This is a genomic window from Candidatus Rhodoblastus alkanivorans, from assembly GCF_022760755.1.
In the GTDB taxonomy this organism is placed as follows: domain Bacteria; phylum Pseudomonadota; class Alphaproteobacteria; order Rhizobiales; family Beijerinckiaceae; genus Rhodoblastus; species Rhodoblastus alkanivorans.
This window is the reverse complement of record NZ_JAIVFP010000001.1, coordinates 2,145,004-2,160,527: the sequence shown is the minus strand read 5'-3', so window position 1 is coordinate 2,160,527 and position 15,524 is coordinate 2,145,004. Positions and strand designations below refer to the sequence as shown.

General features: G+C 59.8%; 14 protein-coding genes. 3 read left to right on the top strand and 11 right to left on the bottom strand.

Annotated features, from left to right (window positions below; genetic code table 11):
* Position 1: 1 nt before the first annotated feature.
* Positions 2-847, bottom strand: a complete 846-nt coding sequence (locus K2U94_RS10125) for a tRNA nucleotidyltransferase/poly(A) polymerase-related protein (protein ID WP_243067092.1) — start codon at positions 845-847, stop codon at positions 2-4.
* 130 nt (positions 848-977) lie between these two features.
* On the opposite strand from K2U94_RS10125, the gene K2U94_RS10120 reads away from it, so the two are divergent.
* Both K2U94_RS10120 and K2U94_RS10115 read left to right on the top strand, forming a co-directional pair.
* Positions 978-1,661 (top strand): ion channel, encoded by a 684-nt coding sequence (locus tag K2U94_RS10120; protein ID WP_243067091.1) that lies wholly within the window; start codon positions 978-980, stop codon positions 1,659-1,661.
* 56 nt (positions 1,662-1,717) lie between these two features.
* Positions 1,718-2,815, top strand: a complete 1,098-nt coding sequence (locus K2U94_RS10115) for an NAD(P)/FAD-dependent oxidoreductase (RefSeq protein WP_243067090.1) — start codon at positions 1,718-1,720, stop codon at positions 2,813-2,815.
* A 96-nt stretch (positions 2,816-2,911) separates the two neighbouring features.
* Here K2U94_RS10115 and K2U94_RS10110 read toward each other — a convergent pair whose 3' ends face one another.
* The 3 genes from K2U94_RS10110 to K2U94_RS10100 all read right to left on the bottom strand — a co-directional run bounded on the left by K2U94_RS10110 (position 2,912) and on the right by K2U94_RS10100 (position 6,250).
* Complete coding sequence (locus K2U94_RS10110) at positions 2,912-3,982, bottom strand: hypothetical protein (protein WP_243067089.1); 1,071 nt, start codon at positions 3,980-3,982, stop codon at positions 2,912-2,914.
* 127 nt (positions 3,983-4,109) lie between these two features.
* A protein-coding gene (locus tag K2U94_RS10105) for an IS3 family transposase (protein WP_243065398.1) occupies positions 4,110-5,368 on the bottom strand; the annotation gives its coding sequence in 2 pieces (ribosomal slippage) (positions 4,110-5,029 and positions 5,029-5,368; 1,260 coding nt in all).
* A 42-nt stretch (positions 5,369-5,410) separates the two neighbouring features.
* Positions 5,411-6,250 carry an IS5 family transposase gene (locus K2U94_RS10100; protein ID WP_243065792.1) on the bottom strand — a complete coding sequence of 280 codons (840 nt, stop codon included), beginning with the start codon at positions 6,248-6,250 and terminating at the stop codon, positions 5,411-5,413.
* 231 nt (positions 6,251-6,481) lie between these two features.
* Between K2U94_RS10100 and K2U94_RS10095 the strand changes: the two genes are divergently transcribed.
* Positions 6,482-7,456 (top strand): hypothetical protein, encoded by a 975-nt coding sequence (locus tag K2U94_RS10095; protein ID WP_243067088.1) that lies wholly within the window; start codon positions 6,482-6,484, stop codon positions 7,454-7,456.
* A 22-nt stretch (positions 7,457-7,478) separates the two neighbouring features.
* Here the strand turns inward: K2U94_RS10095 and K2U94_RS10090 are convergent, their stop codons facing one another.
* The 7 genes from K2U94_RS10090 to K2U94_RS10060 form a co-directional block, all read right to left on the bottom strand.
* Positions 7,479-9,473 (bottom strand): glycosyltransferase family 2 protein, encoded by a 1,995-nt coding sequence (locus tag K2U94_RS10090; protein ID WP_243067087.1) that lies wholly within the window; start codon positions 9,471-9,473, stop codon positions 7,479-7,481.
* Between the two features lie 23 nt (positions 9,474-9,496).
* Positions 9,497-10,867, bottom strand: a complete 1,371-nt coding sequence (locus K2U94_RS10085; protein WP_243067086.1) for a class I SAM-dependent methyltransferase — start codon at positions 10,865-10,867, stop codon at positions 9,497-9,499.
* Between the two features lie 19 nt (positions 10,868-10,886).
* Entirely contained in the window at positions 10,887-11,813 is a 927-nt protein-coding gene (locus tag K2U94_RS10080) for an NAD-dependent epimerase/dehydratase family protein (protein ID WP_243067085.1), read from the bottom strand.
* Positions 11,810-12,376: a dTDP-4-dehydrorhamnose 3,5-epimerase gene (gene rfbC / locus K2U94_RS10075; protein WP_243067084.1), complete on the bottom strand. Its 567-nt coding sequence runs from the start codon at positions 12,374-12,376 to the stop codon at positions 11,810-11,812. Before rfbC ends, K2U94_RS10080 begins: the two co-directional genes overlap by 4 nt.
* A gap of 74 nt (positions 12,377-12,450) precedes the next feature.
* Positions 12,451-13,515 (bottom strand): NAD-dependent epimerase/dehydratase family protein, encoded by a 1,065-nt coding sequence (locus tag K2U94_RS10070; protein ID WP_243067083.1) that lies wholly within the window; start codon positions 13,513-13,515, stop codon positions 12,451-12,453.
* Positions 13,516-13,557: 42 nt separating this feature from the next.
* Complete coding sequence (gene rfbF, locus K2U94_RS10065) at positions 13,558-14,328, bottom strand: glucose-1-phosphate cytidylyltransferase (RefSeq protein WP_243067082.1); 771 nt, start codon at positions 14,326-14,328, stop codon at positions 13,558-13,560.
* Positions 14,325-15,524 carry a glycosyltransferase gene (locus K2U94_RS10060; RefSeq protein WP_243067081.1) on the bottom strand — a complete coding sequence of 400 codons (1,200 nt, stop codon included), beginning with the start codon at positions 15,522-15,524 and terminating at the stop codon, positions 14,325-14,327. The genes rfbF and K2U94_RS10060 overlap by 4 nt, the downstream gene beginning before the upstream one ends.

The window sequence follows — 15,524 nt, the reverse complement described above, 5'->3', positions numbered from 1 at the left end:
ATCAGTCCTCGTCCGCCCAGCGCAGCGATTGAAAGGCCCGCGCAATGGCGATGGCGCGGGCCTCGCGCGTCGCCTCGGTCCCGTCGTCCCTGATGTCGGCGCAGGCGGCGCGGGCGGTCTCCAGCAGCGCGGCCTTGGGATATGGCGCGCGCGTGCGACCGGGAAAGGCGCGATAATCGCAGGCGCAGACCGTCATCAGCCGCGCGAAGACGTCCGGCGCGTCGAAGGCGCCGAGCCGCTCCAGCATCAGGGCGACCGGGCCGGCGCGCATTTTCGACACGCGATGCACCCTTTCGCTTTCCGCCAGCGCCGTCAGCGCCAGTTCGCGGCAGTCCGCCGGCGCGGCGAAGCGCGCGGCGATCGCCTCGACGCGCGGACAACCGCGCTCGATGTGCTTGTAATGGACGGGAAGATGCTCCTTCGGCGAATCGGCCTTGCCGACATGCATCGTCAGCAAGGCGAAGCGCACGGCGAGCGGCGCCTCACAAAAAGAAGCTTCATCCAGCGACGCGAGAACGTGTTCGCCGAGATCGACCTCGCCCGGCTGGTCGGACAGCAAGGGCACGCCAAACAGAGCCTCGACCTCCGGCAAGATTTGCTCCAGCGCGCCGCATTCGCGCAAATTGCCCAACATTTTCGCCGGCGCGGACCCCATCAACCCGCGCGCCAGTTCCGGCCAGACTCGCGCCGGCGCAAGGTCGAGCAGAAATCCGGCGTCGGTCTGCCTGTAGAGCAGGTCGAGTTCCTCGTCATCCGGGGCGCCTTCGGCTTCCGCGAGCAGCGCGGCGTGCCGCAGAATGCCGAGCGCGGGGTCAGTCTGGACAATTTCATTCAAGAGCGGGGGCATGTCGTCTTCGGCCATGGCGGTCACTTCACAGGTTCGCTCCACCCAAGCAAGGGCCTTGCCAGCCCTGCAACGAGACGCAAAATGTCGCGACGGCGCCATCCTTGAACTCGACGGCGTTAAGGGAGGGCCAATGAACCACCAGGAAAAATTCCACGAATTCCGCAAGTACTACAGCGATCCGACGCTGAGCGTCCTGACCGTGCTTCTGGCGCTCCTGCTTTTTGTGGCCGCGCCACTCCAGGCGACGCTCGGCTTCTCTTTCCTGCCGCTCGGCGTGGCGATCATTCTGGTGATGGGGGCCGGCGTTTATATTCTCTCGGGGCGCTGGATCATTCTCATTCCCCTCGCGATCGCCGCCGTCCTGCGCTTCGCGTTGACGCTTCGGCGCGAAGTGCAGGACCTGCAGCATTCCCATGTCTATCTCATTGCGAGCCTGTGGCTGACCCTCTCGGTCACCTTCGCGGTCGTCGTCGCCCGCGCCGTTTACGCGGCCGGCACGATCACGGTCCATCGGATCGTCGGCGCCATTCTGGTCTATCTGCTGATCTCGCTCGTCTTCGCCTCGCTCTATCTCTTCGTCGGCGCAACCTTTCCCGGCGCCTTCGACAATCTGACCATAGCCGACACGCCGGAACTCGGCGCCAACGTGATCTATTTCAGCCTGACGACCCTCACCTCGGTCGGCTTCGGCGATATCACCCCCGTCCATCCGATCGCCCGCAGCCTGTGCAATCTCGAATCGATCTGCGGCCAGCTCTACCCGGCGATTCTGCTGGCGCGGCTGGTCTCGCTTCATCTGGAACAAACAAAATAGGCGGCTCTGGCCTTGCGGCGCGTTTGGCCGTAAAGAGCCCGCGAGGAGTTCGATTCATGGATTTCGATGCGGTCGTCATAGGCGCCGGCGTGGTCGGGCTCGCGGTCGCCCGCCAATTCGCGGATGCGGGACGCGAGGCTCTCGTCCTCGAAGCGGAAAAGACCATCGGCGTCCATACCTCGTCGCGCAATTCCGAAGTCATCCACGCCGGCCTCTATTATCCCGAGAACAGCCTCAAGGCGCGCCTATGCGTCGAGGGTCGCAAGATGCTTTACGCTTTTTGCGCCGAGCGCGGCGTTCCGGCGCAGCGCCTCGGCAAGCTCATCGTCGCGACCGACGAAAGACAGATTCCCAAGCTCGAAGCCCTGCATCGGCGCGGAATCGCCAATGGCGTGGACGATCTCGTCCCGCTCAGCCGGGAGGAGGCCCGCCGCCTCGAACCCGAGGTCGAATGCGTCGCCGCTTTGCTGTCACCTTCGACCGGAATCGTCGACAGCCACGCCCTGATGCTGGCGCTGCAAGGCGACGCTGAAGCGAAGGGCGCGCAATTCGTCTTTCAGACCCGTGTGACCGGGATCGCGCCGCAGGGGGACGGCTATCAGGTCCGAACGGCGGGCGGCGACACGGTCTCTTGCGCTGCCGTCGTCAATTGCGCCGGCCACGGCGCCCATGAGATCGCGCGGCGGATCGAGACCTATCCCGCGGACCTGATTCCGCCGCGCTTCATGGCCAAGGGCAATTATTTCACGGTATCCGGCCGCACGCCCTTCTCACACCTCATCTATCCCATGCCAGTCGAGGGCGGCCTCGGCGTGCATGTGACCCTCGATCTCGGCGGACGGATGCGCCTTGGCCCCGATGTCCAGTGGGTGGACGAACTGGACTACACGCCGATGTCCGGCCAGGAAGAGGAATTTCGCGAGGCGGTGATGCGCTACTGGCCGGGAATCGAAAAACGCGAAATCGCCAGCGCCTATTGCGGCATCCGCCCCAAGATCACCGGCCCCGGCGCCGACAACGCCGACTTCCGCATCGACGGCCCGGAGTTGCACGGCATGGCGAATCTGGTGAACTTCTTCGGCATCGAATCCCCCGGTTTGACGTCCTCGCTGGCGCTTGCGGAACACGCGGCCAATCGCTTGTTTGAGCGATGATCGACCTAGCATGCGTATCTGATTGCCGACAGGACGCAGCCTATCAGACGCGGTTTAAGCGATTTGCCGCATATCCATCACTGTCTTAGGGATCGCTCACTTCCGATTATCAATCCAAAGATGGGCCGCAATACGCACCGCATCCTCCACCGACAGTTCCCGATCTGAGCTAGCCGCAGAACCCCAATCTTCAGGGAAAGCTTGTCCGTTCTGGCGACCGAGATATTTCCTCGCGACGTAAGCGTTCGAATCGCGGAATCTTTCAAGGAATTCGCGCCCTGCTTGCTCGTCTTGCGGCCCATCATCCTTACCCGAAATCGATTCCAAACATTTCATAATATTCCCACGTTGTTCATTAAGCCTTCCATCCACCAGATAAGGGACATATTTATTAAATAAGCGCAGGAACTCCAGCGTCTTTCCATCGAGAGAGCGATTCGTTACAGACTCTCCAAGCAGCAACGGACCAAATAAATCCGCAAGCCCAGCGGTCGCCAAGAAATCATGAACAACATCACCACCGTTAAGAATAACATCGTCGTAGCTTCTGACATGAATGTTTTTAACACAGAATACTTCGCTCCAACGATCAAGAAGCGTCTTGAAATTAAGAAGAGGTGAATTTATATCATTTGGATAAACAAACTCTCTGACGTTTCCAGACTTCAGAGAAGTTGAATACATACTCCATAATAATTTGTCTTGCCTCCTTATATAGACAATAACGTCAATATTCTCAGAAAAATTTAGTAATAGGCGCTTCAATGCGCCAATCTGATCGAGCTCAGGAAGCCGAGAAGAACAGTGCTCGTTAGACAATATGATGGTATGATAGGCGCTTTCTGCTATTTCAGCAGCAAAATCAGACAGAAAATGTTCTATCTTTGTATCAACGTCAGGCACTGTTGCACGCAAGTCTTCAACGTTCGATCTACGCACGCAGAGAGTTAGTAATTTGTGATTCGGTTCACTGGCATTTCCTGCCGGGACACGAGGAAATAAAATGCCTTTCGACATTAGAAAGTCGCGTTCACGCGAGAGGAATTGCTGAATGCTTGTCGTTCCGGTTTTCTCGCAGCCGATATGCAGAACTATCCTTGGCATCCTATCTAACATTTTTGAAACCTTACTGCGAAGCGGCAGAAGAAAAAACTCCCAAATCTTCACCAACCGCCGACCAGAATTGCCTCACTTCCATCGGATCCCCCAACGAAAATATCGCGTCGCAGAGGCTACGTTAGTCAGAGGTCCGCCGCAAGCGAGTGACTGGATCGACGGCCCGTGTTGTAGCCCCTTAAGTTTCGGACAGACACTCTCCGGCTTCGGCGGCCAAGCGATCCGCGATGAACTCGCGGGGTGAACGATAGCCAAGCGCGCGATGCGGATGGCGTGTGTTGTAATGCTCGAACCACGACGGCAGCAAGCGGATCACGGTTTCGGCGTCCGGCAGTGGCGACACGCGCGCGTAATCGCGTTTGATCGTGCGGACGAAGGCTTCGGCCATTCCATTCGATTGGGGGCTTTCGACCGGCGTGGTCAGCGGCTCAAGGCCGATTTCGCGGGCAAAATGTTTCGTGTCGCCAGCGATGTAGCAAGACCCGTTGTCGGTCAGCCATTCGATCGGGCTGGGCAGGCGATTGACCGGGCCAAAGCGATATTCGACGGCGCTGACCATCAGGTCGCGGATGTCCTCGCCCTTGACGCCCGCCGTCGTGGCGACATGGCCGAGGGCTTCCCGGTCGCAGCAATCAAGCGCGAAGGCGACGCGGACTTTTTCGGCATTGTCGCAAGCGATCTCGAAGCCGTCGGAACACCAACGCAGGTTGGAGCGCAGAACGGCGATCTTGCCGTCATGCCGGCGGTTTTCGCCGCCGCCGGCATGACGTTGAAGCAACAGGCCGTGCGCCCTCATCACCCGATAAACCCGCTTGCGGTTGACCGGCGCCGCGCCCTCGGCGCGTCTTTTGCGGCGCAGGTCGGCCCACACGCGGGCGTAGCCCCAGGACGGCTGTTCGGCGATGATCCCCTTGATCTCGCAGAGCAGATCGTCTTCCGGCAGGGGCGGTCGGCCCATGCGTTTGGCCGCGCCGCCGGCAATGCGCGCGGCGACATTCGAGCGGGCGACGCCGAGGGTTTCGCAGACGGCCTTCATCGCGAACCGTCCCGTGGATTGAGCGTCGGCAGCGACAACGACCGCAACATCCGTTTTTTTGAGCCTACGGCGACTTCAAGCGCCTCTTTGAGGATTTCGGCCTCCATCGACTTCTTGCCGAGCAGGCGCTGCAGTTCGCGCACCTGGTCGACCAAAGCCCTGTAGGCGGACGCCGGAACGACGTCCTCCTCGGCCTGCGTCGCGGTCAGGGCGCCTTGGTTCGCCAGCCGCCGCCAGGTGAACAGCTGATTGGGGGCGATGCCGTGACGGCGCGCGACAAGGCTAACCGTCATGCCCGGCTCCATCGTCTCGGCAATGATCGCCAATTTCTCCGCCGACGTGCGCCGACGCCGTCGTTCTCGGCCCGGCAGGACCTCACTCTTCGGATTGTCACCAGTCATAAACACCACATTACTCCTACCTCTTAGAACCCGACTCGAATTTCAATTCTGACTGGCTTTTGCCCTCGCCAGCCTTCGCATGAGAAGGAAAGCCAGGGCCAATTGCAGCCACGCGAGGGCGGATTCGATGGTCGCCTCGAAGTCTTTTGACAGACGGCGCGCGCGATTGATCCAACCGAGCGTCCTTTCGACGACCCAGCGTTTCGGCAGCACCGTAAATCCTTTCACCTCTTTATCGGTTCGCTTGACGACGGTGATGGAAATGCGGCTCGCCTCGAAGGCTGCGCGCTTGGCTTCATCACCCTGATAACCCCCGTCGACGAAGGACATTTTCACCCACGGGCTCTTGCGATGCACGGCCTTCAGCAACGGCGCGAGAGCGTCGCGGTCCTGCACGTCGGCGGTCGTGATCTGGCATTCGATGGGCAGACCGATCGTGTCGACGGCGAGATGGCGCTTGCGCCCCTTGACCTTCTTGCCCGCATCGAAACCACGGGGGCCGCCGGCTTCCGTCGTCTTGACAGATTGGCTGTCGACGACGACAGCCGTCGGCGCGGCCTCACGGCTTTCCGCTTCGCGGGCGTCCATCACGAGAACGCTGATGATTTGCGCCCACACGCCGCTGTCGCGCCACGCGTAGAAGCGGTTTTGCACGGTCGTGAACGGCGGAAAATCCTTCGGCAGATATCGCCATGGGCAGCCGCAGCGGATCAAATAAAACAAGGCGTTGAGAATGATCTGGGCATCTGTCGGCTTGCGTCCGCGCCGTTTGGGCGGCGGCAACAGCGGCGAAATCAGCGCCAGTTCGGCCTCCGACATATCGCTTGAATAGCGCGCCCGAATGACTTCATACTTCGCGCGATCGGCCTCGCTCCACGGCATCGCGAATCTCCCAAAGTTGTTGCAAACCAAGGGAATCAAGGGCCGCGAGGCCGGTCAACCAATTTCAGGTCAGGCTCTTAGCGAAGTGGGAGTGCCTGTCCGGCGACTTACGGGGCTATTTCAACCCGTTGATGATATTGCCACATTAATCCTGCACAGTTAGACTCTAGCAACGTGATAAAAAGCCGCTCTCTTTGCGGGAATCCTAACCCTCTCAGAGAGGATATGCTCATGCAAAGCGGGAGCCTCCGCCTTTTCGCCGCTGCTGCAGCTATATTGACGACACTTCTGTTGGAGCCGTCCTGGGCCGCGTCCCGTCCCGAAATCTGGTTCGCGCCCGCCCCGGGGCATACGGACCCCGCGAGCGGCAATTCCGCGGGCGTCTCCGATTATCAAAAGCTGTTCGACCCCAACGCCGATTGGCGGCGCGCCGCCTCAAATGTCCGTCTTTTCCAGTTCGGTGTGAACTACACGCGAAAGGCTTCGGATGACAACTTCCGCCAAGCGATAGCATTCCTGAAACAGCACCACATCGCCCTCGCCATCGGGATCGGGTTGTTGCCCTCTGCGGCGCCCTGCCCCCACCTTGAAGGCTTCGATACCGACCAATTAAGAATTGCGCGGCATATCGAGAGCTTGGGCGGACAAATCGATTATGTTGTGGCGGACGCGCCCCTTTTAGGAGGTTACGAAAGCAGTCCGAAGCCCGGCTGCAACCAGCCAATTGATGTCCTCGCGCGCCGAGCGGCCGAAACCGCAAAGGCGATCCGCTCTGTGTTCCCCAATGTAAAATTCGTCGACGTCGAGGCAGTTTCAAACTTCAAGGATCCGAATACCGCTAAACTGATTTCGGACTGGCATGCTGCGTTCGCATCGGCGTTTGGGGAGCCTTTTGCCGCCTTCGAATTCGATGTCAACTGGCACAGCCTTTGGCAAGCTCGCGTTCGCTCGGTGTTCGCACAAATGCGACGCGATCACATGCCCGTCGGAGTGATCTGCGACGGCAGCCAGGAAGACGGCGCAGACGCCGCCTGGCTCGCAAGCGCCCAAGCGCATTGTTCCGAATTTCCACAAGCGGTCGGCAGCCAGCCCGACATCGTCATTTTTCAATCCTGGTTCCCGCACCCAACCCGCGCTCTCCCGGAGAGCGACCCAACCAGTTTCACACACCTAATCCTGGATTATGCGGCGCATCAGCATCATTGAAACATGCGCCGATATTACTACGTCAGGCCCGCACATCAGCGCCGGCGGCGGAAAGCCAAATCTGTTTCAGGTCGTCCGGCATGATTTCGGCGGGCAGAGCCCTGAATGCATCGACGGCGAGTTTTATTCCCGCGCCCGCATATTCGATCACCGCATCATGAGCCGCCCGAATCGCAGGATCGGATAACAAGCGCACCATTTCCTGGTCGACCAAAACAGCGCGCTCAAGCGCCCGTTCGTCGGGAACTTGGCCTGTCTCGCGGATTAGATTGAGGGCGTTCGAGAAGCTGATCTGCAAGCGACCTTCCTTCAATCCGAAATCGGCGAACAAATGCTCTCTATTTGCGATCCGATCGCCATAGCCGCGCGCCTTCTTCCAAATGAATTCTCCCGCGGACCTCGTATAATAATGGTTGATCCACGCATGTGTCGCGCTTGGAAAATCGCAAATAGAAGGATCCCGAGACACGCTGTAAATATGCGGAGATCGGCATTCATTGACGAAGTTTATGTTCTCATTGGCCATTGCAATGGGATAATGACAATGGGAATTCAAAAATTTGTTTGACCTGAAAATCGTCTTTATATGCCGATTCGTTTCCGCTTGCCGCGAGACGAATCGGCGGACGGTTAGTTCATCGGCCCACGTCTGTTGTCCATTGGCCCCGAAAAAATTCCAGTTCAAGGCGATGGCGTCGGGAGCGACCTCTTCCTGCCAAGCCAAATAGGCACCAAGAGACTTATAGGCGTCGAAATCGAGCATAATGAATTCATCAGCGTCGATAATCGCCGCCCATCGGTAGTTGAGGATTTGCGGCAAGACGGAAAGAGCATGTCCATAGGCTTTGAACTGGGGCGGCGTCGCGCCGTGTTCGCTATTCTCAAGCCACGTGATCAGGCCTGCGTGCGCCAATGCGGCGAGCAGGGAATCGGAATTGTCCGTATTGTCATTGCTATAGACAAAAACGTCTTCAATTCCGAGGCAGCGATGCCAGGCGAGCCACTCCAGAAGATAGGGCCCCTCGTTGCGAACCGTCGCGATCAGACAGATTTCCTTCGACGGTTCCACATTCCGGCGCGTGACCGCGTTGAGCACGAAGGGCAGCGAAGCCGCGCTGATCGCCATGTCGCGCGTGGCGACCGGGTCGAAATCAGCCGTAACGCGCTCGAACCTCGGCCATTTCCCGCGCTCGGTCGGCGACTCACGCAGCCAGTTCGTGAGTCGCGGCAAAGCGTGATGAGCCCAGGGATCGCGCGGATATAGATTCGGCAGGCCCTGGCGCCAATCGTCGGATTTGACGAGCCAGTCGCTGAGGGCAGCGAGCTGTTCCGGTTGGATTTCGGCGACAGAAAAGGATTTGACAACTGCGCCGAGATTTCCGGCCGGCGCGCGGAACGCCGTCTTGATGGCGTCCGCCGAGATCAGATCGCCCTCGTTTCGCGCGAGCAATTCAACAATTTCACGTGTCGGGGCGGAAATCGTCTCCGGCGCGAGCGCCTCCAGGCGAAAGCTTTCCCATTCGCGGGCTTCGAGACGATTGATCTGGACGGGCTCCGCCGCATTCCCTTTGCGAGGAAAAGCGCACAAATAGCGCCCGGTGCTCGGATGGCGCAGATGAAAAAGCCCGCCCTCGAGCGTCTCCAGCGTCAGCCAGGCCATCCCTTGCGCGAATCGTTCTGCCCCGATGCTGAACTCGCGTGCTGGTTGTTCGGCAATCAAAACAATCTTGCCAGGACGGCTTTCGAATATGCAACCATAAAGGGGAACGAACTGGGCGGTCGGCGAAATTTCGGCCGGGACCACGAGCGCGGACCTCTCGGCCCGCGACACTACGACATAAGTGCCGTGAAAGGAAACAATGCTAAAGTAACCCACTGGCGTACGTGTCGCAGAATCGATCCGCACTCCCTCATTGGTCATCGGGCGTTCCGGTCCTGGATGAGCTTCAAGGGAGGTCATCAGTGCGGCTTTCAATATCCCTGACGCGCATGAACTCAAACTCTTGCAGAAATACATGCTCCTTCCGCATCTTAGACGACCTATTTTGCTCTCATCACGATATAATCCTGCACCCCGACGTTAGCCGATGTATAGCACGCCAAAATATCGAAATATTTACTCCACTTTTCTAAAATATATTTTCGCCCGTGAAATGTTGAACGGTAATAGGTTTGCGCTTCCAGCTTCGAACCCAGGTTCGTGTCGATCAGACTATCACTGAATCCAAACTTCGACACTTCCAACAAAACATCACCCCTTGAACGAGATACGTCAAAAAGCGCCATCTCGCTGTGTACTGTCATAATCACTGGCGAGCCAGTCTTGACGACCCGCCGCAATTCTTCAAGCCAAGCGAATTGGACGCCTTCGGTCAGGTGGGTGAAAACGGAAATTCCATAAACCGTGTCGAACAATTGATCCGCGAAAGGCAAGGGAGGCAAGAGCCGCGAGCGAACGAATTCAAGCTCCGGGTAGCTCTTTTGTCCGAATTCGATGTTGAAATCGTCAATGTCTGTCCCCACTAACCTTAGGTCGGGAGCAAAGTAATGTTTGATCGGAAGAGCGACGCGCCCCGCACCGATGCCCCAATCCAGGCAATTTTTGAAATCACGAAATTCTTTCCTGAAATGAGCTTTCAGGATTTCATTTAACCGGTAAGCCGTATTGAAGCCGCTCACTGCAAATTGTTCAATCGTACTGGTCGGCCCCGATACCCTGGTCACATTCTCAACGGTCATGGAAGTTATGTAACTAGGAATTTTTGCGGGAACGGCCACACTGCAAACAGCCTTGCAACGATTGGCGAGCTCAGAATCGTCCGTCAGCTTCAGGACGACATAACGAACGTTTGCTTCAGGCGTCAATACGATCTTGACGGTCCATTCCTGTAATCCCAGCGCCGACCAATAGGGGCTGCGCTCCGAAGAAACCTTGAACTCGTTGATTTCAGCGCCGGTACAGACGATATCGAACTTGAAATCGGCGGGCCCGATGACCCGCGGCCATATCGTCCACACCCCATCCTTCACAAACCCATCCCGAAGCCTTATATTTACAAAGTTTTTATCGAAACCGAAAAAGCTTTCTTTCCCATCAGTATTTGCGCTGATAACCGACGGAAGTCTTACATTGGTCTGCCTGACGCCGATACCGGTGTCTCGATCCTCAACACGAATATCATGACCGACAAGCGGATCGAGAGGCCGAGGAAAAATAAAACGAAATCCTGAATTGCCGTCTGAGATCTTCTTATCCTTTAGATCCTGCCGAAAATTACGTGCAATTGCAGTCCCAATTTCTGCATTGTCGACGAATATCCTGACGAAACGGCTTTCCCCAAATTCTTCGCCCGCAAGCCATCCCGCGACCTGGGTGTTGTCGGCAATATCTATGGCCCCAATAACCTTCATCTTAGCGCTCCGCGACAGATCAAGAATGCAAATAACTTTCCGCCATCGCATCCCACGCCGCGCCCTCGTCCCAGCCGTAGGCGGCGGGGTCGATGAGGTCGGTGTTGATGCGGGCCAGGGGCTCGGAGAAGTCGGTTTGGGTCAGCAGGCGGACGCCGCATTCGAGTCCCAGGCGCGGCCCGAGTTCCGCCGCCACCCTCTGGGCGAAGGCGCCCTGGGTTTCGACATAGCCGCAGGGGCCGAAGCGCCGCCCTTCCCGCTTCTCCACGCATTCCGCGACGAAGCCGGCATAGGCCAGAGCCAGCAGATCGACATGGATATTGTCGCGCAAATAGCGCGGGGTGCGGACCTCGGCCGTCTCGCCCTTGCGCCAGGTGTTGACCAGATAGGCGCCGAAACGCGGCTCCTCGAACGGGCCGAACGGATTGGCGATGACGAATTTGCCGAGGGGCAGGCCGACAATCGTGCACCAATATCTGATGACCTGCCAGGTCAGACCTTTCGAGAGGCCGTAAGGCGAAAAGGCGCGCATTGGCGCATTGCCCGCGCCTTCGTCCTGCTCGAACACGCTGCCCGTCGCGATCACCGCCTTCAGGCCGTTTTTGGCCAGGCCTTCGAGCACGGCGCGCAGGTTGCGGGTGTTGGCCGCGACCGCCCCAACCACGTCGAAATCCATGCTGCGGTAATCCGCGACATGGGCCGCGTGATGGCATAGAGCGTCGAACGGCGTCGAGGCGACGAGATCCATGAATTTCTCGTCGCCAAAGGCGCATTCCGGCACGATTTCGGCGAATTGCCGCAGACGCTCGACCCTTTTGCCGCGCACCCCGGAATAGCTGTCCGGAGCCCCCCGCAACGGCGCCACCACCCTGGCGCCCCGCGCGGCGAGCTTTTCGGCCATCCACATTCCGGAAAAAGAACTGGCGCCGGTCAACAAAACCTTCATTTCAGGCCCCGCAGACGCTCCGGCTGGTGGAAGGCCTCATTGAAATCGGGCCAGTTGGCGTCCTTGGGCGACAATTCCACCGGCTGGATCGGCCATTCGACGCCGAATTTAGGGTCGTTCCAGCGCACGCCGCGTTCGGCCTCGGGCGCGTAGAAGCTCGAAACCAGATAAAGCGCCTCGGTGTCCGGCTCCAGGGTCAGGATGGCGTGGGCAAAACCGCGCGGCACATACATCATCAGGCGATTGTCGGCGCTCAGCGTCTCGCCGAACCATTTGCCGAAAGTCGGCGAATCCGGGCGCAGGTCGACGATCGCGTCCCACAGCGCGCCGCGCACGCAGCGCACCACCTTGACTTCCGCCGCGTCGCCAAGCTGGTAATGCATGCCGCGCAGGGTGCCCTTGGCGCCCGACAGCGAATTATTCACGTTGACGAAGCGGGTTTCCAAACCTGCCGTGGAAAACTCCTTTTCGCAGAACATGCGGGCGAAAAAGCCGCGGTCGTCGCCGCGCTTTTCCAGTTCGATCACCCGCGCGTCCTTCAAGGGCGTTTCGTGAAAAATCATCTCATTTCCTCGTTAAGGCGGGCATCTGAAGAGGCCACATGGCCCGTCAATAAGACGTGCGTCCAAAGGCGCCCTTATACCCTTTCCAGGAATTCTTCGTTCCAGCGCAGATCGGGGGTGAGCCGCCCCGCCTCGATATGGGCCTGCAGCATCTTCAGCCGCATGAACGGCGAGCTGCGAAACTCGGCGTCGGCGAAGCCCATGCCCGCCAGCCCCTCGCGCAACAGCTCGATCGAGCGCGCCAGCGTGATCTGGGGCTGGTGGTCGGGCGCGAGCGAGCGGAACAGCGCGAAATCGACCTTGTAGGAGCGGGTGTCGGGCTGAGCCTGGGTGTTGATCGAGACGGTCGTCCCCGGCACGGCGGCGGCGACCGCGTTGGCGAGGTCCTTGACCTGATAGTTCCACTCGTCCGAGCCGATATTGATCCGCAGCAGCTGCCCGCCCTTGGCGCTGTCGCGGGTCAGCGCCCATTCGATCGCCCGCGACATGTCGCGCACGTCGATCAGCGGCCGCCATGGCGTGCCGTCGGACAGCACGGTGATCTTGCCCGAGGCGATGGCCCCGGCCACGAAATCGTTCAGCACCAGATCGAGGCGCAGGCGGTCCGACATGCCGCAGGCGGTGGCGAAGCGCAGCGAGGTCGTGATCATGCCCTTCAGGTCCATTTCCGCCAAGGCGTTCTCGGTGTCGATTTTCGAACGGGCGTAGGCGGTCTGCGGATTGAGCGAATCCTCCTCGCGCCGCGCGCCGCCGGGGGCGAAGCCATAGACGCTGCAACTCGACGCGAAGACGAAATGCTTGACGCCGGCGTCCGCCGCGAGCCGGGCGATGCGCACCGCGCTGCCGCGATTGACCTGATCGGTCACCTCCGCGAAATTCGCGCCCATCGGATCGTTGGAAATGGCGGCGAGTTGCACCACGCCATCGACGCCTTCGAGCACATTGGCCGGCAAGTCGCGCACGTCGCCGTTGATCTGCTCGTCATAGACGCGCTCGGGCCAGACCTTGGCGTTGGTGGTGGAAAGCGCGAAATAGCCCGTGTCGTAGCCGATGAGATGGGCGTCGGGCCAGACCCGGCGCAGATGACGGCCGAGGATCGGCCCGATGTAACCCTGGTTACCGGTGACAAGAATTTTCATGGACACACCAGATTGTTTCGGAGGGAGCGGCCGGAAATCCGGTCACCAGACTTTCCAGGGCGCCTTGCCGGCCGCCCACAGCTCTTCGAGATGCCGGCGGTCGCGCAAAGTGTCCATCGGCTGCCAGAAGCCATGGTGGAAATGCACGCCAAGCTGCCCCTCGCCGGCGAGGCGCTCCAGCGGCTCGCGCTCCCAGACGGTTTTGTCGCCCTCGATATAGTCTCCCACTTTGGGAGAGCAGACGAAAAAGCCGCCATTGATCCAGCCGCCGTCGCCGACCGGCTTTTCCTCGAAGCCGGCGACCTTGTCGCCCTCGAAGCGCAAGGCGCCGAAACGGCCCGGCGGCTGGGTCGCGGTGACCGTCGCAAGGCGGCCGCTGCGGCGATGCAGGTCGATCACCGCCGTAATGTCCACGTCGCCAACGCCGTCGCCATAGGTCAGGCAGAAGGCTTCGTCGTCCTTGACATAGGGCAGGATGCGCTTGATGCGCCCGCCGATCTGGGTCTCCTCGCCGGTCTCGACCAGGGTCACCGACCACGGCTCGGCGTCCGCGCGATGCAGCACCATTTCATTGGTGGCGAGATGAAAAGTCACGTCCGAGGAATGGAGGAAGTAGTTTTTGAACCATTCCTTGATGACGTAGCCTTTGTAGCCGAGGCAGACGACGAATTCGTTCACGCCATGCGCGGCGTAGATTTTCATGATGTGCCACAGGATCGGACGGCCGCCGACCTCGACCATCGGTTTCGGCTTGACCGTCGTCTCTTCGGAAAGGCGCGTGCCAAGCCCGCCGGCGAGCAGGACCGCCTTCACGACGCCGAATCCGCGGCGGCAATTTCGACCTCGGCGGAGATCTCGAGCGACAAGGCTTCGTCCGCCGCACGAATATTTTCGATCAGATCCATGATATCTCTCATTTTTTCCTTGAGATCGAAGGATGAAATCCATGGGTCGGACAGCGCGCGGAACGCCTCTGACCGGAGATGTTCGGGCGCGCAGGCCTTGATGACCCGGGTGGCGTCCTCGACATTGGGCAGGCCGTGGCAGAGGATCGCGCTGCGGCCGAGCCGGTTGGCGACCGCCGTCGTCTTCGAGAAACAGAGTAGCGGCACGCGCAAAGCCATGGCCTCGGCGAGAACCAGCGGATTGGGGTCCTCGCGCGAAGACAGGAAGAACAGGTCCATCTGGCCGATATGGGCGTAGGGATTGTCGACCGCGCCCGCGACATAGAGATTCGGCGGCTTTTTCGCGACGAAATCCTCATAGGCCAGATTTTCGATCGATTCCTCGGGCGACCAGCCGCCAACCCAGAGAAAGTCGCAATCGGGCGCCGCCTCGGCGACGCCGAGAAAGATATCCGACCCCTTGCGCGGCGAAGCGTGACCGCACATCCCGACCACCAGACGCTCGCCCTTGGCGAAAGGCTCGCCGGCGGCGTTGAGCGCCGGCGTCGGCGTCTCCGCCGCCTGTTCGCGAACTGCGTCGATATCGATGGCTATGCCGAAATCGACGGTTTTCGCCGGAATCATGCCGAAAACATCGAGGACGTCGCGGAACAGGTCCCCGGCGGCGAGCACCGCGCCGTCGGCCACCGACATGACCTCGATCTTGGTCAGGACATGCCGCATCAAATGGACGATTTCGTCGGCCTTCTCGTGAACATGGATGACGGCGCGGCGCCCCGCGGCCTTGGCGGCGAGCACGAAAACGGAAGCCGCGAGCGAGTTCACATAGACCAGATCGTCCGGGCGCTTCTCCAGAAGCGCGGCGGCCGCCGCGAGCCGCTCCTCGAAAGGAACGCGAAACTCGAATTCCGCGCCGTCGAGCACGGTCAGGCGCTCGTCGCCAAGCAGGTCGCGCAGCCAGGGCGTCAGCGGGCCGTCCTTGAGGACGATGACATGGACGTCTTCGGCCTTGGCGAGTTCCTTGGCGAGTTCCTTGGCGATCAGCCCGCCGACTCGCGGCGCGCCTGTCCGCGTGGCTTCGTGCAGAACCAGGGTGATCGACAT